A 23,014-nucleotide genomic window follows, 5' to 3' on the forward strand; every position below is an offset into this window, starting at 1 on the left:
CGGGCGAGGCCGCCTGGCAGGCTTTTTTTATGTCTTTTTTTAAGAGACCGTGACATGACCGGATTGCAACTGATACATCTTCTTATACAGACCATCTTGTGCGATTAATTCTTGGTGATTTCCTTGCTCGATTACTTCCCCTTGATGCAACACAAGAATCAAATCTGCATCTTGAATCGTCGATAGACGGTGGGCAATGGCAATCGTCGTCCGCCCTTGACGCATCCGTTCAAGTGCGACTTGCACTTTCTCCTCTGTCTCCGTATCAATCGAACTTGTCGCTTCATCGAGGATCAGGATTTTGGGATCTCGCGCCATCGTGCGTGCGAAGGAGATCAACTGACGTTCCCCAGCTGAGAACGTCGCCCCCCGTTCCGCAACGGGACTGTCATATTGCTGGTCGAGTTGATTGATGAATCCGTCCGCTTGTACGAATTTAGCAGCCGCTTCGACACGATCAAAGGAAATCGAACTGTCGAATAATCGAATATTGTCAGCGACCGTTCCCGTGAACAAGAATGAATCCTGCAACACGAGTCCGACATGCTGTCGTAGTTCTTCTTCCGATAACTGCTCAAGCGGTTGACCATCAATCAAAATCTGACCCGATTGGTACGCGTAAAAGCGCATCAAGATATTGATGATTGAACTTTTCCCACTTCCCGTATGACCAACGAGCGCAATCGTCTGCCCCTTTTTCGCCTCGAACGAAATCCCTTTCAAGACATCTTTCTCTCCGTCATAACTAAAGCGCACGTCTTCAAAGACGATATGTCCTTCCGATACTCGTGCATCCCCTTCGAGTTGTTTCGTTGGTTCCGGCTCATCCGTATCGAGGACCTTGAATACACGGTCTGCTGAGACGACAGCTTGTTGGAACTCGGACAACCGTTGCATGATTTGCTGAACCGGTTGGAAGATCCGCTCCATGTAGCTGATGAAGGCATAGACGACACCGACTTGGACCGTTTGTGAGAACGATAGGACACCGAAATACGTCACGAGTGTTGCGATTGAAATCGCCAGTAACAATTCAATGATTGGTCGCAGTAACCAACTATCGAGCTTCAAGTTCTTATAACGTCCATTCTGGTGGGCGACGTTCGTTTCCTCGAACTCTGCCATTAAGCGTTTTTCTTGGCGGAATTGTTGGATGATCGCCATCCCGTTGATCGATTCGTTCAGTTGGGCATTGATTTTCGATAGTAAATCGCGGACTTCCGCGTAATACTTCGTCGAATACTTTCGGTAAATCCAAATGATGAAATAAAACAATGGTAACAACAGTAATGCAATCGTCGCGAGTCGCGGCTCTAGTAGATAGAGGAAGATATATGTTCCAATCAACTGGACACCACTTTGTACGAATGTCGACAAGACGCCGATATAGAGCTCCTTGATTGCTTCCGTATCGTTCGTGATCCGGGACACGAGCACTCCAGCAGGCGTCCGGTCAAAATAGGCAAGCCGTAGGTGCATGACATGACGGAACACATCAATGCGTAAGCGTTGAATGACTTGCAAGGCAATCTTTTGGAATTCGAACGCCTGCAAGTAATCGACGATGATCCCTGTCGTATGCAGTAACAAGTACGCTGTAAACAAAAGTGCGACTTCCTGTACCGGATACGTACCCGGTGCGACGTATTCATCAATGAAAATCTTGACGAGATACGGTCCCCCGAGTTTTGCCGCCGTCGTAATGAACAGCAGGATGAAGGCGATACTGACCTGTTTTTTGAACGGTTTGACGAAATCAAGCAATCGTTTCAGGACGGCTTTTTCATTGATATCATGATTCATTAGAACGCCCTCCTTGTTCGACGAGTGATTCTAGTTGCTGACGATCGTACGTCTCTTTATACCAACCGTCATGAGCGAGTAATTGCTCATGTGTGCCCCGTTCGATGATCCGACCGTCTTCAAGGACGATGATCTCATCGGTATGCGACACAGCCGACAGGCGATGGGCAACGATGATTTGTGCCTGATCGTGATCCGCCGTGCGGAAGTGGTGGATGATCGCTTCCTCGGTTTTAGCATCGACTGCAGACAAGGCATCATCGAGCACTAAAATCGGACAGTCTGCTAGTAATGCCCGGGCAATCGAGATCCGTTGTTTTTGACCGCCGGATAACGTCACCCCACGCTCCCCGACCATCGTCGCATACCCTTCCTTAAACCCAAGAATATCATCATGGACTGCTGCGATCCGCGCTGCTTCCATGATGTCTTCCATTGATGCATCCGGTTTTGCAAAGGCAATATTGTCAGCAATCGACGCCGAGAATAAGAAATGATCCTGTGGAACGATCGCTACTTGACGACGGACGGTGTCACGCGTCAATTGTTTGATGTCTCGTCCACCAATCGTGATGGCGCCTTGTTTGACGTCGTATTCGCGAGACAATAAGCGAACGAACGTCGATTTCCCGGCACCTGTCTTCCCGACGATTCCGAGCGATTTACCGGGCTTCAACGTCACATCGATGTCTTGTAAGACCGGTTGCGTATCATAGATGAAACGCTCAATCCCAACGTGGAGTTCAGGTGAGGAAACACTTGTTGCTGCTTCCTTCGCATCTTTAATTTCCGGTTCGATCGCAAGCATTCGCTCGATCCGATCGTAGGAAGCACGACCACGTTCGACAATGTTGAACAACCAACCGAAGGCAAGCATTGGCCATGTCAATAAACCAAGATATGTAGTGAATGAGACGATGTCACCGATTCGGATTTCACCTTGTTGTAACAGATATGCACCATATCCGACAGCGATGATGTACGATAGACCGACTAATCCAAAAATCGTCGGATCAAATAATGCATCGATTTTTGCGACACGACGGTTCTTTTGGACGACGTCATCCGATAGATCCGTAAACGTCTGCACGTCAGATTCCACTTCCCCTGTTGCTTTTAAGACGCGGACACCACTAATGCTTTCCGCGACCTTGTCATTCAAATCGGAGAAGGCTTCCTGTGCGTCATGAAAACGCGAATGTAACATTTTCCCGTAACGTGACGTCAAGTAGACCATCAGCGGCATCGGTAGAAGTGATACGAGCGTCAATTTCCAACTGATCGTCGTGACCATCGTGATGATGACGAAGCTCCCCATCGTCACCGAGTCGACGAGCGTTAGAATACCGGCACCTGCTGTCATCGATACCGCCTGTACGTCGTTCGTCGCATGCGCCATCAAGTCTCCGCTCCGATATTTCTTATAGAACGATTGATCCAAATCTGAAAAATGACCATACAGTTGACTGCGTAACAATCGACCGAGACGAATCGATGCCCCAAAGATATGAAAACGCCAAAAATAACGAATAAAATACGTCGCGACCCCTATGAGCAACAATGTACCTGCTAGACGAATCAAATCATTCTTCGTCAAGCTCCCCTCGCTTAGACCATTGACTGTCGTCCCGATGATCTTCGGTGGAATGAGTTCTAACGCTGCTACAAAAATCAAGCAGACGACCCCAAGACTATATGCTTTCCATTCTCGTCGGAAAAACCAACCGAGTTTCCTGAAGACTCCCATTCAAGTCTCCCCCCTTTTTTAAATCCTATGATTATTTGAAATAGTCTCACATTTTAGATTAGTTCTCTTTCTAAAAAATAGCAAATAAAAAGGAGACCATTTGGTCCCCTTTCGTACAGCTTATTTTTTAGGTGATTTCATTGAACCACTCATTGAACGCATCACTTGGTTGACTTTCTTTTGTGATGGCTTTTGACCCATTTGCATCATCAATGTCTTAATCATATCTTCGTTGATTGGTGGGTTTTGCTCCAAGTAGTTCATCATGTATCGACGAGCGATATAGAAACCAAGGGCGACACCTGCTACCAAGCAAAGAAGGGCAATTAAAATCCAAATCCATGTAGCCAAGTTGCTTCCTCCTCTAACTTAAAACGTCGCTTTTTACTATACTATAATTCCAATTGTTTGCATAGATGATAATAGATGAAAAACGAGCCCGACGTAAGATCGGACCCGTTTTTCCGGAAAAGATTATCCGAGTTGCTTGACTGTCGCTAAAACGTTCTCAACAGACATACCGTATTCTTTCAAGAGGAAGTCTCCAGGCGCAGATGCGCCGAAACGATCGATTCCGATGACTTGTCCTTCTGTTCCTACATATTTGTACCAACCAAGCGAAGCGCCTGCTTCGATCGCGACACGTTTCGTGATGTGTTTCGGAAGAACTGATTCTTTATACTCTGCTGACTGCGCTTCGAATACTTCCCATGATGGAAGCGAAACGACAGCTGCTGATTCACCAAGTTCTTTTTGTGCTTCGACAAGAAGGTGAACTTCTGAACCCGTACCGATCAAGAGCGTATCAGCTTTCGTGACGTCACCAGCGATGACATAACCACCTTTTTCAGCGCCCTCTGTCGTCGTACCTTCAAGTTCAGGAAGACCTTGACGCGTCAAGACGAGAAGCGTCGGTTTGTCTTTTGCTTGAACCGCTGTTTTCCATGCTGCGATCGTCTCTTTTCCGTCTGCTGGACGGTAGATCGTGACGTTCGGCATTGCACGGAAGCTCATCAAGTGCTCGACTGGCTCGTGTGTTGGACCATCTTCTCCGACAGCGATCGAGTCGTGCGTCAAGACGAAGATTGATGGAAGTCCCATTAATGCTGCTAAACGAACCGCTGGACGGAGGTAATCCGAGAAGACGAAGAATGTCGCGCCGTAAGGAATGACGCCACCGTGAAGCGCCATACCGTTGACAGCCGCAGCCATTGCGAATTCACGTACTCCGAACCAGATGTTACGACCGCTTGGGTCGATATCGAAGTCTGCTTCGCCTTTGAGCATCGTGTTGTTCGATCCTGCAAGGTCAGCTGAACCACCGAACAATGTCGGAACGTTCTTCGCAAGACCGTTCAAGACTTCACCACTCGTTTGGCGTGTCGCTTTTTTCGATGACAAGTCGTACGTCGGAAGATCTGCTTCCCAGTTGCTTGGCAATTCGTTTGCGATTGCGCGAACGAGTTCAGCATGCAATTCTGGATGCGCTGCTTCGTATTGTTTCATCGTCTCGTTCCATGCGTCTTCTGCAGAAGCACCACGTTGGACGATCCGCTCGTCAAACAATGACTTAACTTCTTCAGGCACGTAGAACTCTTCGTGATCCCAAACGTAGCTTGCTTTCGTTAATTTGATTTCCGCTTCACCGAGTGGTGCACCGTGAGAAGCCGATTTCCCTGACTTGTTCGGTGAACCGAAGCCGATGACTGTCTTGACTTCGATCAACGTTGGTTTTGTCGTCTCTGCTTGTGCAGCCGCGATCGCTTTCGAAATCGAATCGATATCCGTTCCGTCTTCTACGCGAATGACTTGCCAGTTGTACGCTTCGAAGCGCTTCTGGACGTTTTCAGAGAATGATTTATCGAGATCGCCGTCAAGTGAGATATCGTTTGAATCGTACAATACGACCAATTTACCAAGACCAAGGTGACCTGCGAGTGAAGCCGCCTCAGCTGAGACACCTTCCATTAAGTCTCCATCTCCACAAATTCCGTATGTGAAGTGATCGACGACGTTGAGATCGTCACGGTTGTATTTTGCTTCAAGATGACGTTCTGCCATCGCCATACCAACTGCCATTGCAATCCCTTGACCAAGTGGACCTGTTGTCGCATCTACACCAGCCGTGTGACGGTATTCCGGGTGACCTGGTGTTTTGGATCCCCATTGACGGAATGATTTAAGATCATCCATTGATAGATCATATCCCGATAGGTGGAGGAGTGAGTAGAGAAGCATCGAACCGTGTCCGGCTGAAAGTACAAAACGGTCGCGGTTGAACCATTCTGGATTTTTAGGGTTGTGGTTCATATGATCCGCCCAAAGCGAGAATGCCATCGGCGCTGCTCCCATTGGCATACCTGGGTGACCCGAGTTCGCCTTTTGTACGGCATCAATCGATAAGGTACGAATCGTATTAATTGCTAATTGTTCTACTGTCGTCATGTTCGTCAAAACAATCATCCTCTCTCTTTTTCACAAATTCCTACTCATTTTAGCACACTCTCAAATGTGATACAACTTTTCTAAATAGTATGTCACATTAAAATGAATGCGCTATCTATAGCCGTTCTATCGACTCATACAGGATGCATGAATTGATGAAAGATCGTTATTAAGATGTATTGCTATCGTGCAATGTTTCCTCATCTAACAGCACTAAACAAAAAAGAGGTCCGCTTAACGCGAAACCTCTTTCTTCTTATAAGAAGAAACAAACGATTATTGTTTATTCCGTTCTTCTTCTTGTGCTTGTTTTAATTTCTCTGGTGTTACGTCCGTACCTTCTTCATCGACGATTTTCATGCCCATGAGTTGGTTTTTAAATGATCCACGGAATGCTGCGAGATACGCTGCACGTAACTCTTTTTGCTCTGCTGCTTCTGCTTCCGATAACGGCTCGACTTTTGATTTATTCGCTAATGCATTGATTCGATCTAATTGTTCTTGTGATAACATGGAATCCCTCTTTCTGTACGACTCAAACTTGAGTTGTTCAATTGTATTCTTACTGTAAAAGAGCTTACTAAAAAAAGCAAGTTAACCGCGTCAGTCGACGGGTTACTTGCTTCTCATTCCGGGCTAGGCGTCAATTCGCGGTATTCAAGGTATCGACGATTGACCGTTGCCTTTGAAATATCATGTCCCATCCCGCGAAGCGTAATGGCGATATCTGAAAACGTCAGTCCGAGTTCACGGAGACGTACGATTTCTTCGATCGGTACGTCCTTTCGACTACGCCCAGCGTTCTCTCCTTGGCGATTCAGATTTCGTTCCGGGCGAAAACCTTGTTCGACAGCTCGCCGCATGCCGCGCGCGATTTTTGCGTTATGCAGTTTCCGTTGATATTCTTCCACTAGTGAGACGATCTCAAGGACCATCGCTTCTGCATCAGCAAGCTGGTATTCTCCATCAGAATCAAGTGTCATCAACCGAACACCGTGCTTCTTAAACGTGTGCAAAATAGCGATTTTCGCATTCCCTCGACCAATCCGTGTGTCATCCGTCACGAGGACCGCATCTACCGCATCACGTGTCACATGATCAAGAACCGTCAGCATCCCTTCCCGATCGACGTCATATCCACTCTCTTTTTCAGAGACGACATCCACGACATCAAAACCCTTTTGAGACGCAACCTTCGAAAGTTCCATCCGTTGGCGTTCAATCGAACTATCTTGTGCTTCTTTTTCGGTCGACACCCGACAATAAATCACGACCTTCATCGTACCTCACATCCCTGTTCGTTCTTTCACAACTTTTCCATTTTGTCATTGTTGTGCGATTGGTACAACGATTTTGCTTTTTGAGATGACGTGTTTTGTCTCGACATCATTATTTTTAATCAACCAGTTGACGTATTCTTCATCTGACATCGAACCGTCATTGTAGACTTCAGCAATTTGTTCGACTGTGGCGTTCTCATCGACCGTAACGGAAGCAGTCATCAGTTGCGCCACTTTTTCATCCGGGCGTGGTGTGAGTAAAAAGATCACGAAGGCAATACTTAATGCATAGAAGAGAATTGAAAAAGCATGAGTACGAATCGTATGAATCATCATGAATCCCTCCAAATATGAAATGAATGAGTTAGAATAAATGTTCGCGGAACAATTGTTCGCATAACTCATAATAAACACAGAACCCGTGTTCGGTCAACACAAAATGTCGAACAATTGTTTGTACGCTCATTTGTTCTATGTTATAGTGAATCTAGAAACATATATTCTTACATTTCAAACTTCAATCCAGAAAGAGGTGGCAATTCGTATGCGGAAAATGTCTAAGCGCCAACAAGAGATTCTCGACTACATCGTCTCTGAAGTGAAACTGAAGGGGTATCCACCATCAGTTCGTGAAATCGGAGAAGCAGTCGGACTCGCGTCTAGCTCGACGGTACACGGTCATTTGGATCGACTCGAGAAACGGGGAATGATTCGCCGTGACCCGACGAAACCACGTGCGATTGAGATATTGCTTGATAAGCCTGAAGAAATCACGGAAGCCATCGTCCATGTTCCCGTCATCGGGAAAGTCACAGCAGGTCTTCCGATTACAGCGATTGAAAACATCGAAGAACAGTTCCCGCTCCCTGCACATTATGTAGGAAACGAAACGGTCTTCATGTTGACAATCGATGGTGAATCGATGATTAACGCAGGTATTCTTGACGGCGATCGTGTCATCGTGCGCCAACAAAACACAGCAGAAAACGGAGAAATCGTCGTAGCTATGACCGAAGATAGCGAAGCGACGGTGAAACGGTTCTTCTTAGAAGATCAACAGGTACGTCTACAACCAGAAAATGACTCGATGGATCCGATGTATTTCGATAATGTCTCCATTCTTGGTAAGGTAATCGGCGTGTATCGGACGATTCATTGACGGAGGGACCAGTTACGACTGGTCTTTTTTCATGCCTTCAGGAAATGTACATGATACCGTCAATACCGTCGCACTGACGGGTTACGTTGCGTATTCGGTCGCAACGCAACAAACCGATTGGTTACCAACCGCCATCGGTATCGCTGTCGGTACCCTTTGGTTGTCACCCGACCTCGATTTAAAGTCAGAACCGTATTATCGCTTTGGACCATTTCGAGTCCTTTGGATGCCGTACGTCAAAATCATGCCCCATCGCTCGATCTGGTCACATGGACTGATCATCGGAGACATTATCCGGCTTCTTTATAGTGCTGCGATTCTGATTCCGCTACTATTTTTAAGTCTATATTTTCAGGTTCTTGATTCTACTATGATTGATTCGTGGTTCGCTTCCTTGCCTGCATTCGTCGTCGGTATCATGGTGGCAAGTACGATTCATATCCTACTAGATTATTCCAGCAGTTGGTTTCGACCTAAAAAAAGAAAAAAACGTCGTCGGTAACACCTCTTTTGCTTGCTTGCAAGCAGAATGAGGTGTTTTCTTATCCACTTTTTCGTATCTTTAAACATCAAAATAAAAAATTTCCATTCCTATATTTCAATTATATGTATTGAAAACGTTCTCAATTCGGAGTAATTTAAAGTAGAAAGGCCATTATCTGCTTTAATCCAAAGGGAGGGTTTTTGCATGAATAACTTTGTATTGGAAATGATCGGTACGATGATCCTCATCCTGCTCGGGGATGGAGTCGTCGCCGGTGTCGTCTTGAAAAAGACGAAATCGGAAAACAGCGGATGGATCGTCATCACGTTCGCTTGGGGTCTTGCCGTCATGACAGCAGCATTCGTCGCTGCTGAAAGTGGAGCACACTTGAACCCCGCATTGACGATCGCACTTGCTTTGAACTCTGACCTACCGTGGGCAGACGTTCCGATCTACATTGCCGGACAACTTGTCGGAGCTTTCATCGGCGCCATTCTCGTTTGGCTTCATTACATGAAACATTTTGAAGCGACTGATGATCAAGCTGCAAAACTCGGTGTATTCGCAACAGGTCCAGCGATTCGTCATACGCCGTCGAACTTGATTTCTGAGATCATCGGGACATTTGTTCTCGTCTTCGGTATCTTGGCACTCGGTTTAACAACGTTCGGAGATGGCTTAAAACCACTCATCGTCGGTTTACTCGTCGTCGTCATCGGTCTCTCGCTCGGTGGTACAACAGGGTATGCCATCAACCCGGCTCGTGACCTTGGACCGCGTATCGCGCACGCTATCCTACCGATTCCGAATAAAGGTTCATCTGACTGGGGCTATTCATGGATTCCTGTCGTCGGTCCGATCATCGGTGGAGCGATTGCCGTGTTCATCTATCAATTGATCTACTAAGATCACGTCTCACTAACACATACCGCTCAAGGGGGATTTCGAAATGGAAAACAAGTATATCCTAGCACTCGACCAAGGTACGACAAGCTCACGTGCAATCATCTTCGATCACGATGGGAAAATCGTCAACTCGGCACAACGGGAATTCAAACAGTACTTCCCACAACCAGGCTGGGTCGAGCATGATGCAAACGAAATCTGGGGTTCGATTCTTGCCGTCATGGCCGAAGCACTCGGAACTGCAGATATCAAACCTGAGCAAATCGCTGGAATCGGCATCACGAACCAACGTGAAACGACGGTCGTCTGGAACAAAGAAACAGGTAAACCGGTCTATCACGCACTCGTTTGGCAATCGCGTCAAACGTCTGGTATCTGTGACGACTTAAAAGAACAAGGTTTGAACCAGAAGTTCCGCGATAAAACAGGACTTCTGATTGATGCCTACTTCTCTGGAACGAAAGTCAAATGGATCCTCGATAATGTCGAAGGTGCGCGTGAGCAAGCGGAGAACGGTGAATTGCTCTTCGGTACGATCGATACGTGGCTCGTTTGGAAACTGTCTGGTGGAAAAACGCACATCACGGACTACACGAACGCTTCACGAACATTGATGTATAACATCTACGAACAAAAATGGGATGAAGAGTTACTCGATATCCTCGGTGTTCCTGCTTCGATGTTGCCAGAAGTTCGTCAGTCGAGTGAAGTCTACGACAAAACGGTACCGTATCACTTCTTCGGTTACGAAGTGCCAATCGCTGGTATTGCGGGTGACCAACAAGCCGCACTCTTCGGTCAAACGTGCTTCGAAGCGGGTGAAGGGAAAAACACATACGGAACAGGTTGCTTCATGCTCATGAACACAGGTGAGAAAGCTGTTTCTTCTGATCATGGACTCTTGACGACGATCGCTTGGGGCGTTGATGGAAAAGTCGAATATGCGCTAGAAGGTTCAATCTTCGTCGCTGGTTCTGCGATCCAGTGGCTCCGTGATGGACTCCGGATGTTGAAACACGCGAAAGATTCGGAAGGTTACGCAACAAAAGTCGACTCAACAGACGGTGTTTATGTCGTTCCTGCCTTCGTTGGTCTTGGTGCGCCGTACTGGGATTCAGATGTTCGCGGAGCAATCTTCGGATTAACACGCGGAACTGATAAGGAGCACTTCGTTCGGGCAACGCTTGAATCACTCGCTTACCAAACACGCGACGTGTTAACAGCGATGGAACAAGATTCTGGTATCGAACTGAAGACACTCCGTGTCGACGGTGGTGCTGTAGCTAACAACTTCTTGATGCAGTTCCAATCGGACATTCTCGGCGTTCCTGTTGATCGTCCGCAAATTAACGAAACGACAGCACTCGGTGCAGCCTACCTTGCTGGATTAGCTGTTGGTTACTGGAAAGATAAAGCGGAAATCAAACAACAATGGAAGCTGGATCACCAGTTCAAACCAGAGATGAAAGAAGACGATCGCGAACAACGCTATGCTGGATGGCAAAAAGCGGTGGAAGCGACAATGGTCTTCAAACCATCAAAATAAAACAATTGACCCGGTTCCTTTTGCAGAGGGACCGGGTTTTTGATATCCAATAATATAAAAAACCACTCTTCGCTTTATTGCAAAGAGAGCTCAGACTGTAGACAAAAGGGCTGATTCCAAAAAATGATGCGTTTTTTCACGCCCTTTCCTCAGGCGAGACACCAGCCAGTTTTCCTGCTTCATTCAAGCAGGAAAGCGGGTCTTATTTGTCTCTGACAGCGTAAATATGCGCTTGTTCCTGTAGGAGTGGCGTGTGACGCATCTTTTTTTATACTCGGAAGAAAGATCAGAGAAGCGTTTTGTTCACTCGACATCGCTTCCTAGGGAAAAACAAGCAAGAGCGACCCTGCAGCGAAGCGAAGCGGCGCGATGCTTGTCCCAGGAAAACGATTCGAGGCGAACAAAAAAGCGCAATCCTTCTCATTAGAGAACAATTGCACTTTGTCTTCAGTATCGAGGGCTTCACCAATTATTTACCGAACTCTTTTTTCAATCCGTCTTCAATCTCATCAACGGATTTCGACTGTCCGCTAAGAACAGCCGCTAAAAACGCGCCTTCGACGAGTGGTGCGTCGATAAACCGAACCGTCCGTTCGCCACTATATAGTTCAAGGGCCAGTTCCGTGTTCATCGTCGCAGAACCGATATCCGTTAAAACAACTCCATCATCGTCCAGTGTATTTAGTGTTTCTTCGATTCGCGTCGCGTCCGTTCCGATGCTACCGTCCTCAAGACCTGCCGCTACTAAGACTGGCGTATCCGGTGCCATCTCTGCTAACAGTTCCTTTAGTCCAGCTGCAAGTTTTTCACTATGGGAAACGAGTACAAGATTAACCATGAAGCACCTCCGCGATTTCGCCGAGTAACAAAGCACTCGATAGACTACCTGGGTCCTGAACGCCTTCCGTCGCTTCACCGAAATAAGACGCACGCCCTTTCGTTGCGATACGCGCTTTCGTATCAGCAAGCGCTTGATCGATTGCCGCTCTCAAATCCCCTTCTTGCGAGAGCGCCTCTTGGAACGGTGTCCAGATATCGACCATCGTCTTTTGACCGAATTCCGATTTCCCACGCGATTTGATGCCTTCCGTCGCTTCATGGAAAGCATCCGCGAGTTCTGCACCTTCGACTTCCGTTTTCCCTTTGAACGCACCAGCGAACTTAACGAATGCCGTGCCGTACAAAGGACCGGATGCCCCACCGACCGTCTTGATCAGCGTCATCCCGACCTCTTTCGACAAAGCTCCTAAGTCCTCATACTCGCCGTGTTCTTCTAACGTCTTTTGGACTGCTTGGAAGCCACGTGACATATTGATCCCGTGGTCCCCGTCCCCGATTTCCCGGTCAAGGTCCGTCAATTCATCCTTGTGCTGTTCAATCTTTTCCGCTGCTTTGATGAGCGCGCTTCGTAACTGTTCCGTCGTCAACTTCATCTTTGTACACCCCGTTTATCTAAATTAGAATCCAATCACTTTCGTTTCTGCATCGAGATACCCAAGCAGTTCATCATCCACTGGTAAAAGCGTGATTGAGAATCCGTGCATCTCGAGCGACGTCATATAGTTTCCAACGAACGAACGGGCAATCTCGTAACCATGTGCCTGAAGTTCTTCCGCGACGTATTTATACGTGATATACAGTTCGGATTCTGGTGTTCCACCCATCCCATTCACCATGACGGCAACTTTTTTGTCTGGTACCTCTTTCGTCAGACGATCGAGCAACTCTTTAACGATCGCATCCACGGAAGCGACCGCTTTTCGCTCGAGTCCTTTTTCACCGTGGATCCCGATTCCGATCTCCATCTCGTCATCATGCAACTCAAAGCCTGGCTTGCCACTCTCCGGCATGTAACATGGCGAGAGTGCCATTCCGATCGAACGAACGCCCTGGATGACTTTTTCCGCGACTGCTTTGACTTCACTCAGTGATTTTCCATCTGCAGCTGCAGCACCAGCAATCTTATGGACGAAGACGGTTCCCGCGACACCACGACGGTCTTCCTCTTTTTTGATAGCAATGTCATCATTGACGATTACCGTGTCGACTTCGATGTCCTCGAGTTCAGCGAGTTCCTTCGCCATATCGAAGTTCATGACGTCACCCGAGTAGTTCTTGACGACGAGTAACACACCTTTTCCACCATGGGCTGCCTTGATACCTTCGAGCACCATGTCCGGTGTCGGTGACGTGAAGACTTCCCCGCAGACAGCCGCAGCAAGCATACCGTCCCCAACGAATCCAGCATGTGCGGGTTCGTGACCACTTCCTCCACCAGAGACAAGACCGACTTTTCCATCGAGCGGTACTTTCCGTGCGACGACATTAACACCTTCGACCTTCTTATACAAATCAGGGTGAGCTAGTACGAGTCCGTCGACCATGTCTGACACGAACCGGTTTGAATCTTTCATTAATTTGTGCATGAAAAACGCTCCTTTACCAATCTGATTTTTGCCGTACCACTTACTCTTTACCACTAAATCAAGCCGAGTATGTCGAAAAAAACGATGAAAATATTGACCAGTTGGTGACGATATTCCGCATGAGTGCTATGCTCTTAAAAAAGAGGAGGAATCGAATGTCATCAGCCTTTCAAGCAGGCGTCCGTGCCTGTCTACCCACTGTCCTCGGATATATCGGCATCGGTTTTTCAGCTGGGATCGTCGGTCGTGCCTCCGGCTTATCCCCTCTTGAAGTCGGATTCATGTCCGTCTTCATCTATGCCGGCGCCGCTCAGTTCATCATCACGAGTCTCTTACTCTTAAATGGTCCTGCTTCTGCCATCATTCTGACGACGTTCATCGTCAATCTCAGGCACTTGTTAATGAGTCTGACGCTTGCGCCACATGTTGAGACACGTCATCTCCGCGACCGCCTCGGTACCGGAACGCTACTGACGGATGAGTCGTTCGCTGTCGCGATGAACACTGCCCAAAAAGGGAAGCTCTCCCCGTCCTTCATGCATGGCTTGAATCTGACTGCTTACTTCAGCTGGATCGTCGCAACCGTTCTCGGCGCCCTTGTCGGCAGCTGGTTCCCTGATCCCGAGCGCTTCGGTCTCGATTTTGCCCTGACAGCGATGTTCATCGGCTTATTGTACTTACAGTTTGAAGGGGAACGTTCCCGTATTGCCGTGAATAGTTGCCTTTTACTGATTGTCTTACTATTGCTTTACATAACCATGCGCTACTTTTCTCCAGAAGTCGCCGTTCTTTGCGCGACGCTCGGTGGTGCAAGTATAGGAGTCGTGATCACACGATGGAAATCCGCCCGGAATTAATTGCTCTTTTTTTAGCTTGTGGACTCGTAACATGGATTCCACGCGTCTTACCGTTTCTCGTCCTTCAAGGACTGACGTTACCGCGCCTCGTAACAGAATGGCTCTCGTTCATTCCGGTCTGCCTGCTCGGTGCCCTTTTCTTTCAAAATCTTCTCATCGCTCAAGATGAGGCGTTTCCGACGGTTTCGACGCTTCATGTCTTCGCCGCCCTCCCGACCATGGCGGTCGCGATTTTCAGTAAAAGTTTATCCTGGACGGTCGTGACTGGTGTTGTCACGATGGCGTTTCTACGATTGTATCTATAAGCAAGTCATTCATCTTTAGCCTATTTCGATGCATCTCTTGTGTTATCCTTATAATAGAAATAAATGGATAGTGAAGGAGGTCCTGATATGCCAAATAAGCAGTTCATACCCTATTTGATATTGCTGTGCGTCATTTTTATAATCGCGAGTCAAATGGATCTACCTTATCTGCTAAAACAAGGATTGATTGTGTTGTACGTCATCGCCTATTTCGGTACGATGATGGTTTCTCGCAAAATGAAAGTCAGGGATCATAAACAATGACTCGAAAAAATCTCCTCTGGTCTTGAGAGACTAGAGGAGATTTTTGTGTTCACGTATTTGCTTGTACGTCCTGATAATCGGATTGATGTTCAAACTCTTTTTTCGCAAACGGACATAACGGTAACAGTTTGACGTTTGCTTCTCGTGCCCAGTTGACGATTTCGGCAACGAGTTGTTCCCCAATCTGTTGATTGCGGTGCGCGGGATCGACGTATGTGTGATCAATGATCCACATGCCGTTGTTCGTATCGCTGTAAGTGATTTCCCCAATCACTTCATCTTCCTGATGGGCTTCGATTTTACGTTCCGCTCGTTTCAGCTCCATTTGCTTCCCTCCGTTCGTAAGATAAGGCGCCGCTCGGACAACCGTCGACAACCCGCATGACGTCTTCGACTGGTGCTCCGTCCGCTTCAATCCATGGACGCCGCTTGACATCAAAGACAGTTGGTAGACTTCGTACACAATGACCAGAGTGAATGCAGACTTCCGAATCAAAATAGACCGTGATCTCTTTGCCTTCATATCCTTTTTTCATGATGTATCGTCTCCCTTTCTTTGTACTCTTGTATCTTTCCACACCCTTGACTCAATCCCTGTCGGCGCTATGAAAAAAGCACTTCCGGACAGAAGTCCGAAAGTGCTTGAGTTGGATTAGAACAAGACCATGTACTGATCGCGTTCCCATTCCGTGACTTGCGTCCGGAACATATCCCATTCGATTTCTTTCAATTCAACGAAGTGCTCTGCGATGTGATCGCCGAGAGCGTGCATGACGACGTCATCCGCTTTCAAGACTTCGAGTGCGTGGCTGAGTGTTGATGGAAGATCATCAATTCCGTTTGCAACGCGTTCCGGTTTGTCCATGACGTAGATGTTGCGGTCGATTGGAGCCGGTGCTTTCAAGTTGTTCTTGATTCCATCAAGACCTGAAGCGAGCAATGTCGCAAGCGCAAGGTACGGGTTCGCTGCTGGGTCGACTGAACGAACTTCGATACGAGTCGAGAGTCCACGTGCTGCAGGAACACGGACGAGTGGTGAACGGTTACGTGCTGACCATGCGACGTAGCAAGGTGCTTCGTAGCCAGGAACAAGACGTTTGTATGAGTTGACTGTCGGGTTACAAACCGCTGTGAACGCACGAGCGTGTTTGAGGATACCTGCCGTGAAGGCACGTGCATCATCCGACAATTGCATGTCTTCGTTGCCTTCATCGAAGAAGACGTTCTCGTTGCCTTTGAAAAGCGACATGTTCGCGTGCATGCCTGATCCGTTGACACCGAAGAGTGGTTTTGGCATGAATGTCGCGTGCAAGTTGTGCTTCGCAGCAATCGTCTTGACGACGAGTTTGAACGTTTGGATGTTATCCGCTGTCGTGATCGCATCTGCATATTTGAAGTCGATTTCGTGCTGACCTGGAGCGACTTCGTGGTGTGATGCTTCGATTTCAAAGCCCATGTTCTCGAGCTCGATGACGATCTCTTTACGGCAGTTTTCACCGAGGTCGACTGGTGCGAGGTCGAAGTATCCACCTTGGTCGTTCAATTCAAGTGTCGGACGACCTTTTTCATCTTTCTTGAAGAGGAAGAATTCTGGCTCTGGTCCAACGTTGAATGATGAGAAACCGAGCTCTTCCATCTCTTTAAGTACCCGTTTGAGCTGACCACGTGGGTCTCCTGCGAACGGCGTGCCATCCGGATTGTGGATGTCACAGATTAAACGTGCAACTTTCCCTGTTCCATCTTCTGTCCATGGGAAGACGACCCATGTGTTCAAGTCTGGGAAGAGATACATATCTGATTCTTCGATTCGAACGAATCCTTCGATCGATGAACCATCGAACATCATTTTGTTATCAAGTGCTTTTTCCAATTGGCTTACTGGAATCTCAACGTTCTTGATCGTTCCGAGGATATCTGTGAACTGTAAGCGAATAAAGCGTACATCCTCAGCTTTAGCGATTTTCAAAATGTCTTCTCGTGTAATGTTGCGACGTGTCATGTGACAAATCCCCTCTCCGATTCGTTTTTATATGGTTACAGGTCCTTACTTGAAGAAACGCCCGAGCTCACCTTGGATGAGCGACGTCTTTCCATGTCGTCCTGCTTCCTTCAATTCATTTTTCAGGAGTTTATACAATTCGCCGTCAGATAGTTCCGGGCGCGTCTCGACGACGCTCTCCGCAACGCGTTCGCGTTTGACGAGATCGTTTTCAAAAATCAATTTGATCCCTGCGATATTCAGTCCCTGATCCAGGTATTCCTTGATCGACAACAAGCGATCGACATCGTTGAACGAATAGAGGCGACGCTTCGTCTCTGTCCGCTCCGGTTTGATCAGTCCTTGTTCTTCGTAGTATCGGATCTGGCGGGCAGATAAAGCGGTCAACTCTTGAACGACTCCGATGGGAAATAGTGGCTTGGACTGGCGTGATGAGTCTGCCATGTGGTTCCTCCTTTTTCCTTACTCCATGAGAATAAACCTCTGTCAGGCAACTTGTCAAGCGATGTAAGAAAAGTTAACACAACTTTTTTAATCACTTTACATGAAGTCGTTCAGAGGTCTTTTCACGAGATATTCTAGTATTAAACGTTTTTTTCTGGAATTAATTGTTTTTCCATCAAGTGATTGACGGCTGAGATGATGGCAATCTTAACGTGGCTATACGTCAAACCACCTTGGACGTACGCGGTATAGGGCGCACGGATCGGACCATCCGCTGACAACTCAATCGATGATCCCTGTACGAATGTTCCTGCTGCCATGATGACATCGTCCGCATATCCCGGCATATAATCCGGAATCGGTAACGCATGTGCATTGACGGGTGAAGCAGCTTGAATCGCTTGACAGAAGGCAATCATCGGCTCCGGCGCATGGAACGAAACCGATTGAATCAAATCCGTCCGTTCTGCCGTATGATGCGGTGCCGTATCAAAGCCGAACTGACCGAGCATGCTCGACGTGAACATCGCGCCCATCAACGCTTGGCTCACCGTATGTGGTGCCATATAGAAACCTTGATACATATCCGGAAGTGCGGATAACGATGGACCGGCTTCGGCGCCAATCCCTGGCGTCGTCATCCGGAACGATGCCCGTTCGATCAAGTCCGTTCGACCGACGAGATAACCGCCAGTCTTCGCAAGACCACCACCCGGATTCTTAATCAACGACCCTGCCATCAAGTCTGCCCCGACGTGCGTCGGTTCGATTGTCTCGACGAATTCACCGTAGCAGTTATCGACGAAGATCAGTACGTGCGGATGGACAGCTTTGATGGTGGCGATCGCTTCTCCGATCTCGTTGACCGGCAGACTGCGTCGCGTCGCATACCCTTTTGAACGCTGAATCCCGACGACCTTCGTCTGCGGTGTGATTCGTTCGAGAACGGCCGGTACGTCGATCGTCTCGGTGTTTTTCATCTCGACGACATCATACTGGACGCCCAGTTCCTTTAATGAACCGCGTCCGTCACCACGAATTCCGACGATCTCTTCAAGCGTGTCGTATGGTTTTCCTGTGATATAGAGCAATTCGTCTCCTGGCAATAACAAACCGAATAACGCGATACCGATCGCATGGGTTCCGCTAATGATTTGCGGACGACAAAGACCGGCTTCCGCACCGAAGACATCGGCATAGATCCGTTCGAGCGTATCGCGTCCTTCATCGTTGTAGCCGTACCCTGTTGACGGCATGAAGTGAAAATCACTGACCTTGTGACGTCGGAACGCATCGAGGACACGGAATTGATTGTATTCCGCGACCTCTTGCGCTTTCTTGACGTACGGGGCGATCTGTTCCTCCGCCCGGTCAATGAGCGGACGGAGCGTTTCGTAATGGGTTAATTCTGAAAACATGTTTACACCTCGTATTGTTTCAATGTCGCGTATAGACGCGTATCTTTACGCAAGTAACCTTTTAAGATGACAGAGCCATCTTCTTCGAACGATTCCTTCAAGTTCATCATGACTTCCTTCGCCGGATTGTAGTGGGCAAAACCGTCAACCGGAATGCGAATCTCGAGATACTCGAGGATTTCGCTGATCGAACGTTCGATCTCTTCGATCAAGCGCTCGATATCTTGCGGATCAAGCGCAGAAATCAACAGCTTTCCACCGGTGAACAAGCGGTTCAGTTGATCCTTTTTGTTGTAGACTTCGAGCTGCGGAATGTCACCGGCACCGAGTTCATCGAGGACATCGTTCGTCGTCTGCATCTGATTCAAGTAATGCTCACTCGACGCATCAACAACGTGAAGGATCAAGTCTGCTTCCAACACTTCCTCGAGTGTCGAACGGAACGCCGCGATCAACTTCGTCGGGAGATCTTGAATGAAACCGACCGTATCCGTCAGGAGGATTTGACCACCTTCCGGCAAATCAACTTGACGTGTCAACGGATCGAGCGTCGCGAACAACTCATCCTTCTCGTATGTGTCGGCCTGTGTCAACCGGTTGAAGATCGTTGATTTGCCGGCATTCGTATAACCGACGAGCGCGATTTGGAATGTCTGGTTCTCTTTGCGACGTTCCCGGTAACGGGCACGGTGGGCGACGGATGTCTCGAGTTGTTTCGAGATCTCATCAACCCGACGCCGGATATGACGGCGGTCCGTCTCGAGTTTCGATTCACCTGGTCCACGCGTCCCGATTCCGCCACCAAGACGTGACAGTTGTGTTCCCTGCCCGGCAAGACGTGGTAAGAGATAACTCATCTGTGCCAGTTCGACCTGCAATTTCCCTTCGCGTGACTGGGCACGTCCAGCGAAGATATCGAGGATCAACTGTGTCCGGTCGATCAATTTGATCCTTTCCGGGTCCGACAAGGCGATCCGGATATTCTTCATCTGACCGGGCGTGACCTCGGCATTGAATATGATTAAATCAGGTTCAAGTTCGTCTGCTAAGGCAACGAGTTCTTCAACCTTTCCTTTTCCGATGAACGTACGGCGATCAATCGCTTGTCGTTTTTGATCCAGACGACCGACGACGACACCATGCGCAGTCGTTACGAGTGCTTCAAGCTCCGCGACCGATTCTTCATAGACATGGTCCGGGACACCGGGGAGCTGGCAACCAACGACGATAACGCGTTCTGACATAATATCATTCCTTTCACGAGTAAAGACGTACTGCGCCCCTTATCATACCACAGGCACCGGTTCGTCTGAACTTTTTTGGACAGGAAACATCCGTTCGGTTTATGATGGAAGAAAGATTACGATAAGGGGAGGAAAACCATGGCACGCGAACAGTCGTATACGCTTCCAGAGTTCATTGAACGCTATTTGTTTTATCTAACGACAAGTGGACGGCAACTTTCGACCGTCCGCCGCTATCGGTATGATTTAATCGAAGTCCATCGTTACATGACGGATGTCGACCAGCCGCTCGAGACGATCGATGATTTCAAGGCGATTTCAATCGAGACATGGAAGACGTTCATCAATGAGTACTTGATCGAAGAGAAACTCTACCAGCAAGCGACGGTTGCCCGAATCGTCACCGTCATCAATCAAGTCAATTACCAGATCCGGCAAACGAAGGCGAAGCTGATCGAATACGCACAACCGACGCACGAATTGACGGCAAAACACGTCGCTTCCTTCAAAGAATACGAACAGTTGGTCCGGACGAATCAATCCGATCGCGGCTTGACGGAACATCAATTGAAGGCACGTCCGTATTTGATCGATCGAAACGAATTGATTCTTCGTCTGTTTTATCTTTACGGCTTACGTGTTCATCACATCATTGGTTTGAAGATGCACGACCTCAATTTCGCCCAGCAAGAGATGACCGTTCATGACCGACTCGGCAACCGTTACCTGCTTCACCTCGAGCGGGAGGATCAAGATATCATGTTGCGATACTTGAAGACGATCCCGGAGCCGGTCCGCCCCCGTTATAACAGTACCGATCCCTTTTTCGTCGCCTTCGACTTCGCTCGGATGACATTCCGCTGGGTCTACAGCAAAAATGCACCGAAGCAATTGTCGATCGTCATGATTACGAAGATGATGCGTCAGCTGAATGAACGGTCGGATAATAAACGGATCTTGACGCCGTCGATGTTACGCAACAGTTTTATCCTGAAAACATATCAGGACGAGATGACGAAGGAAGAACGCCTACAGAAGACATGCCTCTATAAGGATGTCTCGCTCCGACGTTATGAAGAAGCAGTCGAGGAACTGACACCATTACTGTAACGACACGTTTACGATGGAGTGAAGCAACTGTCATTTTTCGCTTCACTTACGAAGCGCCACACCTGAATGAAACCTAAAAAAAGACGACCCCCCGGTCGTCTTTTTGCTTAGCGAGAGACTTCTTGTGTCTCTTCTTGTTCATATAACGTCACGTTGCGCGCTGGTGCGAACGTCGAGATCGCGTGTTTGTAGATCAATTGCTGTTTGCCTTCCGACTCCAAGATGACTGTGAAGTTATCGAATGACTTGATCAGCCCCCGTAATTGATACCCACTGATTAAGAAAACCGTTGTCGGGACTGCATCTTTCCGTAATTGATTTAAAAAGACGTCCTGAATGTTGTATGTCGCTTTCATGATTCCCCGTGCCCCCTCTTTTTATCTGTTTCTGTCTTCGGGCAACTCTTATTTAACCGCTTTCAGAAACTTTACAGTTCTATCATAGATAATTTTGAACGTTTCTTCAAATGAAAACTTTCCCATATCCACCCAAACGCCATCAAATTGGTGCCGGAACCACGTCAATTGACGTTTAGCGAAGCGTCGCGTGTTCCGTTTCAGCATGTCGACGGCAGGATTGAGTGGTGCCCCGTCAAGGACCGGTAACATCTCTTTATAACCAATCGCTTGCAACGCCTTCGTTTGTCGGTACCCGGCAGCGTCAAGACGCGCCACTTCTTCAAGAAGCCCACTTTCGACCATCATATCTACCCGCTGATCGATTCGATCATACAAGCGATCCCGGTCTTCCATGTGTAGGACGAACAGTAGACTCTCGTAAAGTGCAGGCTTACTACCGGTCGTTTGTGTCTGACCCGTCCGCGCGACCTCAATCGCCCGCACGACCCGCTGAATGTTATTCGGATGAATCGCTTCGGCACGCACCGGATCAAGTTCCTTCAACTGATCATGTAGCGCATTCGCTCCATGTGTCGCTGCATACGCTTCGAGTTCAGCCCTTAAGGCTGGATCTTCTGCCTGCTCGGTGAACTGATAATCATATAAAATCGAACGGATATAAAGCCCTGTTCCACCGACGATGATCGGTAACTTCCCCCGACTTGCGATCTCATCGATCGTCGCTCGGGCAACCGTCTGGAAACGCGCTACACTCATCTCATCATCAGGTGTAACGAGATCAAGCAGATGATGCGGCACCCCTTCCATCTCTTCGGTCGTCACTTTTGCCGATCCGATATCCATCCCTTGATAGACTTGGACAGAGTCTCCAGATAAGACTTCTCCGTTTAATCGTTTGGCTAGTTCAATGCCCGTCTTCGTTTTTCCGACTGCCGTCGGTCCGACGATAACGATGACTGGTTGTTTCTTCATTTTTCTTCACCCATTCTCTATCTTTTCATTCTGATTCGAGTGTACCACAGCCACTTACTCGGATTGAAAAAATCAACAAAAAAACCGCCCTCCTTGGACGGTTCACGTTTGCTCGTCTTATACGCGACGGATGAAATCGTCATAGATGGCACTAAAGATGCACCACCCACAAATGACGACGCCTGTCAGCATGATGCCCCAATCTGCCATGGTCGTTCCTCCTCTAGTCATCGTTATTCTCTCTTT

At 48.0% G+C, this 23,014-nt stretch carries 25 protein-coding genes; 7 read left to right on the top strand and 18 right to left on the bottom strand.

From position 1 onward, the window contains the following. Positions 1-39 precede the first annotated feature (39 nt). The 7 genes from B3G15_RS01860 to yneA form a co-directional block, all read right to left on the bottom strand. Positions 40-1,803 carry an ABC transporter ATP-binding protein gene (locus B3G15_RS01860; protein ID WP_064300196.1) on the bottom strand — a complete coding sequence of 588 codons (1,764 nt, stop codon included), beginning with the start codon at positions 1,801-1,803 and terminating at the stop codon, positions 40-42. After that, positions 1,793-3,550 (bottom strand): ABC transporter transmembrane domain-containing protein, encoded by a 1,758-nt coding sequence (locus B3G15_RS01865; protein ID WP_290715002.1) that lies wholly within the window; start codon positions 3,548-3,550, stop codon positions 1,793-1,795. The genes B3G15_RS01860 and B3G15_RS01865 overlap by 11 nt, the downstream gene beginning before the upstream one ends. 120 nt (positions 3,551-3,670) lie before the next feature. Further along, positions 3,671-3,901, bottom strand: a complete 231-nt coding sequence (locus tag B3G15_RS01870) for a YneF family protein (RefSeq protein WP_012370001.1) — start codon at positions 3,899-3,901, stop codon at positions 3,671-3,673. Between the two features lie 123 nt (positions 3,902-4,024). Beyond that, complete coding sequence (tkt, locus tag B3G15_RS01875; RefSeq protein ID WP_223041598.1) at positions 4,025-6,013, bottom strand: transketolase; 1,989 nt, start codon at positions 6,011-6,013, stop codon at positions 4,025-4,027. Between the two features lie 258 nt (positions 6,014-6,271). Then, positions 6,272-6,508, bottom strand: coding sequence for a DUF896 domain-containing protein (locus B3G15_RS01880; protein ID WP_023467773.1), 237 nt, complete (start codon positions 6,506-6,508; stop codon positions 6,272-6,274). A gap of 113 nt (positions 6,509-6,621) precedes the next feature. Next, positions 6,622-7,275: a YneB family resolvase-like protein gene (locus B3G15_RS01885; protein ID WP_029341251.1), complete on the bottom strand. Its 654-nt coding sequence runs from the start codon at positions 7,273-7,275 to the stop codon at positions 6,622-6,624. 45 nt (positions 7,276-7,320) lie between these two features. Next, complete coding sequence (gene yneA / locus B3G15_RS01890) at positions 7,321-7,608, bottom strand: cell division suppressor protein YneA (protein ID WP_023467771.1); 288 nt, start codon at positions 7,606-7,608, stop codon at positions 7,321-7,323. Between the two features lie 211 nt (positions 7,609-7,819). On the opposite strand from yneA, the gene lexA reads away from it, so the two are divergent. The 4 genes from lexA to glpK all read left to right on the top strand — a co-directional run bounded on the left by lexA (position 7,820) and on the right by glpK (position 11,370). Next, a complete protein-coding gene (gene lexA, locus B3G15_RS01895) occupies positions 7,820-8,434 on the top strand; it encodes a transcriptional repressor LexA (protein WP_023467770.1) in 615 nt (204 codons plus the stop codon). Positions 8,435-8,465: 31 nt separating this feature from the next. Then, positions 8,466-8,936 carry a metal-binding protein gene (locus B3G15_RS01900; protein ID WP_290715034.1) on the top strand — a complete coding sequence of 157 codons (471 nt, stop codon included), beginning with the start codon at positions 8,466-8,468 and terminating at the stop codon, positions 8,934-8,936. 186 nt (positions 8,937-9,122) lie between these two features. After that, complete coding sequence (locus B3G15_RS01905) at positions 9,123-9,824, top strand: MIP/aquaporin family protein (protein WP_023467768.1); 702 nt, start codon at positions 9,123-9,125, stop codon at positions 9,822-9,824. A 43-nt stretch (positions 9,825-9,867) separates the two neighbouring features. Continuing rightward, a complete protein-coding gene (gene glpK, locus B3G15_RS01910; protein WP_290715039.1) occupies positions 9,868-11,370 on the top strand; it encodes a glycerol kinase GlpK in 1,503 nt (500 codons plus the stop codon). 469 nt (positions 11,371-11,839) lie between these two features. Here glpK and dhaM read toward each other — a convergent pair whose 3' ends face one another. Genes dhaM through dhaK form a run of 3 tightly spaced genes read right to left on the bottom strand, consistent with a single transcriptional unit; the run spans position 11,840 to position 13,796 of the window. Continuing rightward, positions 11,840-12,208 (bottom strand): dihydroxyacetone kinase phosphoryl donor subunit DhaM, encoded by a 369-nt coding sequence (gene dhaM, locus B3G15_RS01915; RefSeq protein ID WP_195865422.1) that lies wholly within the window; start codon positions 12,206-12,208, stop codon positions 11,840-11,842. Next, a complete protein-coding gene (dhaL, locus tag B3G15_RS01920; protein WP_290715043.1) occupies positions 12,201-12,803 on the bottom strand; it encodes a dihydroxyacetone kinase subunit DhaL in 603 nt (200 codons plus the stop codon). The genes dhaM and dhaL overlap by 8 nt, the downstream gene beginning before the upstream one ends. Before the next feature lie 24 nt (positions 12,804-12,827). After that, positions 12,828-13,796 carry a dihydroxyacetone kinase subunit DhaK gene (gene dhaK / locus B3G15_RS01925; RefSeq protein WP_290715045.1) on the bottom strand — a complete coding sequence of 323 codons (969 nt, stop codon included), beginning with the start codon at positions 13,794-13,796 and terminating at the stop codon, positions 12,828-12,830. A gap of 155 nt (positions 13,797-13,951) precedes the next feature. On the opposite strand from dhaK, the gene B3G15_RS01930 reads away from it, so the two are divergent. Continuing rightward, complete coding sequence (locus tag B3G15_RS01930) at positions 13,952-14,653, top strand: AzlC family ABC transporter permease (RefSeq protein WP_023467762.1); 702 nt, start codon at positions 13,952-13,954, stop codon at positions 14,651-14,653. After that, positions 14,632-14,958 (top strand): AzlD domain-containing protein, encoded by a 327-nt coding sequence (locus tag B3G15_RS01935; RefSeq protein ID WP_290715050.1) that lies wholly within the window; start codon positions 14,632-14,634, stop codon positions 14,956-14,958. The genes B3G15_RS01930 and B3G15_RS01935 overlap by 22 nt, the downstream gene beginning before the upstream one ends. Before the next feature lie 313 nt (positions 14,959-15,271). Here the strand turns inward: B3G15_RS01935 and B3G15_RS01940 are convergent, their stop codons facing one another. The 6 genes from B3G15_RS01940 to hflX all read right to left on the bottom strand — a co-directional run bounded on the left by B3G15_RS01940 (position 15,272) and on the right by hflX (position 20,327). Continuing rightward, on the bottom strand, positions 15,272-15,547 hold the full coding sequence (locus tag B3G15_RS01940) for a GNAT family N-acetyltransferase (RefSeq protein WP_290715053.1): 276 nt from the start codon (positions 15,545-15,547) through the stop codon (positions 15,272-15,274). After that, a complete protein-coding gene (locus B3G15_RS01945; RefSeq protein WP_050678346.1) occupies positions 15,522-15,758 on the bottom strand; it encodes a (4Fe-4S)-binding protein in 237 nt (78 codons plus the stop codon). Before B3G15_RS01945 ends, B3G15_RS01940 begins: the two co-directional genes overlap by 26 nt. A gap of 116 nt (positions 15,759-15,874) precedes the next feature. Then, positions 15,875-17,221 (bottom strand): type I glutamate--ammonia ligase, encoded by a 1,347-nt coding sequence (gene glnA, locus B3G15_RS01950; protein WP_023467759.1) that lies wholly within the window; start codon positions 17,219-17,221, stop codon positions 15,875-15,877. A gap of 45 nt (positions 17,222-17,266) precedes the next feature. Then, positions 17,267-17,665: a MerR family transcriptional regulator gene (locus B3G15_RS01955; RefSeq protein WP_023467758.1), complete on the bottom strand. Its 399-nt coding sequence runs from the start codon at positions 17,663-17,665 to the stop codon at positions 17,267-17,269. Between the two features lie 140 nt (positions 17,666-17,805). Further along, on the bottom strand, positions 17,806-19,083 hold the full coding sequence (locus B3G15_RS01960; RefSeq protein WP_290715064.1) for an aminotransferase class I/II-fold pyridoxal phosphate-dependent enzyme: 1,278 nt from the start codon (positions 19,081-19,083) through the stop codon (positions 17,806-17,808). Positions 19,084-19,085: 2 nt separating this feature from the next. Continuing rightward, positions 19,086-20,327: a GTPase HflX gene (gene hflX, locus B3G15_RS01965; RefSeq protein ID WP_290715067.1), complete on the bottom strand. Its 1,242-nt coding sequence runs from the start codon at positions 20,325-20,327 to the stop codon at positions 19,086-19,088. Positions 20,328-20,465: 138 nt separating this feature from the next. Here hflX and B3G15_RS01970 point away from each other — a divergent pair, with 138 nt between their 5' ends. Further along, on the top strand, positions 20,466-21,437 hold the full coding sequence (locus B3G15_RS01970; protein WP_064300207.1) for a tyrosine-type recombinase/integrase: 972 nt from the start codon (positions 20,466-20,468) through the stop codon (positions 21,435-21,437). A 107-nt stretch (positions 21,438-21,544) separates the two neighbouring features. Here the strand turns inward: B3G15_RS01970 and hfq are convergent, their stop codons facing one another. Further along, a complete protein-coding gene (hfq, locus tag B3G15_RS01975) occupies positions 21,545-21,793 on the bottom strand; it encodes an RNA chaperone Hfq (protein ID WP_023467753.1) in 249 nt (82 codons plus the stop codon). A gap of 48 nt (positions 21,794-21,841) precedes the next feature. Further along, entirely contained in the window at positions 21,842-22,768 is a 927-nt protein-coding gene (miaA, locus tag B3G15_RS01980; RefSeq protein ID WP_290715072.1) for a tRNA (adenosine(37)-N6)-dimethylallyltransferase MiaA, read from the bottom strand. Positions 22,769-23,014: the final 246 nt, after the last annotated feature.

Source organism: Exiguobacterium sp. UBA1053, assembly GCF_002316465.1.
Lineage (GTDB): Bacteria > Bacillota > Bacilli > Exiguobacteriales > Exiguobacteriaceae > Exiguobacterium_A > Exiguobacterium_A abrahamii.

Bases quoted from the DNA above. Each gene is read 5' to 3' on its own strand.
- glnA (WP_023467759.1), bottom strand. From the start codon at position 17,221: ATGACACGTCGCAACATTACACGAGAAGACATTTTGAAAATCGCTAAA.
- tkt (WP_223041598.1), bottom strand. From the start codon at position 6,013: ATGATTGTTTTGACGAACATGACGACAGTAGAACAATTAGCAATTAAT.
- B3G15_RS01865 (WP_290715002.1), bottom strand. From the start codon at position 3,550: ATGGGAGTCTTCAGGAAACTCGGTTGGTTTTTCCGACGAGAATGGAAA.
- dhaL (WP_290715043.1), bottom strand. From the start codon at position 12,803: ATGAAGTTGACGACGGAACAGTTACGAAGCGCGCTCATCAAAGCAGCG.
- B3G15_RS01960 (WP_290715064.1), bottom strand. From the start codon at position 19,083: ATGTTTTCAGAATTAACCCATTACGAAACGCTCCGTCCGCTCATTGAC.
- B3G15_RS01935 (WP_290715050.1), top strand. From the start codon at position 14,632: ATGGAAATCCGCCCGGAATTAATTGCTCTTTTTTTAGCTTGTGGACTC.
- B3G15_RS01970 (WP_064300207.1), top strand. From the start codon at position 20,466: ATGGCACGCGAACAGTCGTATACGCTTCCAGAGTTCATTGAACGCTAT.
- B3G15_RS01930 (WP_023467762.1), top strand. From the start codon at position 13,952: ATGTCATCAGCCTTTCAAGCAGGCGTCCGTGCCTGTCTACCCACTGTC.
- dhaM (WP_195865422.1), bottom strand. From the start codon at position 12,208: ATGGTTAATCTTGTACTCGTTTCCCATAGTGAAAAACTTGCAGCTGGA.
- B3G15_RS01885 (WP_029341251.1), bottom strand. From the start codon at position 7,275: ATGAAGGTCGTGATTTATTGTCGGGTGTCGACCGAAAAAGAAGCACAA.
- B3G15_RS01955 (WP_023467758.1), bottom strand. From the start codon at position 17,665: ATGGCAGACTCATCACGCCAGTCCAAGCCACTATTTCCCATCGGAGTC.
- dhaK (WP_290715045.1), bottom strand. From the start codon at position 13,796: ATGCACAAATTAATGAAAGATTCAAACCGGTTCGTGTCAGACATGGTC.
- lexA (WP_023467770.1), top strand. From the start codon at position 7,820: ATGCGGAAAATGTCTAAGCGCCAACAAGAGATTCTCGACTACATCGTC.
- B3G15_RS01905 (WP_023467768.1), top strand. From the start codon at position 9,123: ATGAATAACTTTGTATTGGAAATGATCGGTACGATGATCCTCATCCTG.
- hflX (WP_290715067.1), bottom strand. From the start codon at position 20,327: ATGTCAGAACGCGTTATCGTCGTTGGTTGCCAGCTCCCCGGTGTCCCG.
- B3G15_RS01860 (WP_064300196.1), bottom strand. From the start codon at position 1,803: ATGAATCATGATATCAATGAAAAAGCCGTCCTGAAACGATTGCTTGAT.
- glpK (WP_290715039.1), top strand. From the start codon at position 9,868: ATGGAAAACAAGTATATCCTAGCACTCGACCAAGGTACGACAAGCTCA.
- B3G15_RS01945 (WP_050678346.1), bottom strand. From the start codon at position 15,758: ATGAAAAAAGGATATGAAGGCAAAGAGATCACGGTCTATTTTGATTCG.
- B3G15_RS01880 (WP_023467773.1), bottom strand. From the start codon at position 6,508: ATGTTATCACAAGAACAATTAGATCGAATCAATGCATTAGCGAATAAA.
- B3G15_RS01940 (WP_290715053.1), bottom strand. From the start codon at position 15,547: ATGGAGCTGAAACGAGCGGAACGTAAAATCGAAGCCCATCAGGAAGAT.
- yneA (WP_023467771.1), bottom strand. From the start codon at position 7,608: ATGATTCATACGATTCGTACTCATGCTTTTTCAATTCTCTTCTATGCA.
- hfq (WP_023467753.1), bottom strand. From the start codon at position 21,793: ATGAAAGCGACATACAACATTCAGGACGTCTTTTTAAATCAATTACGG.
- B3G15_RS01900 (WP_290715034.1), top strand. From the start codon at position 8,466: ATGCCTTCAGGAAATGTACATGATACCGTCAATACCGTCGCACTGACG.
- miaA (WP_290715072.1), bottom strand. From the start codon at position 22,768: ATGAAGAAACAACCAGTCATCGTTATCGTCGGACCGACGGCAGTCGGA.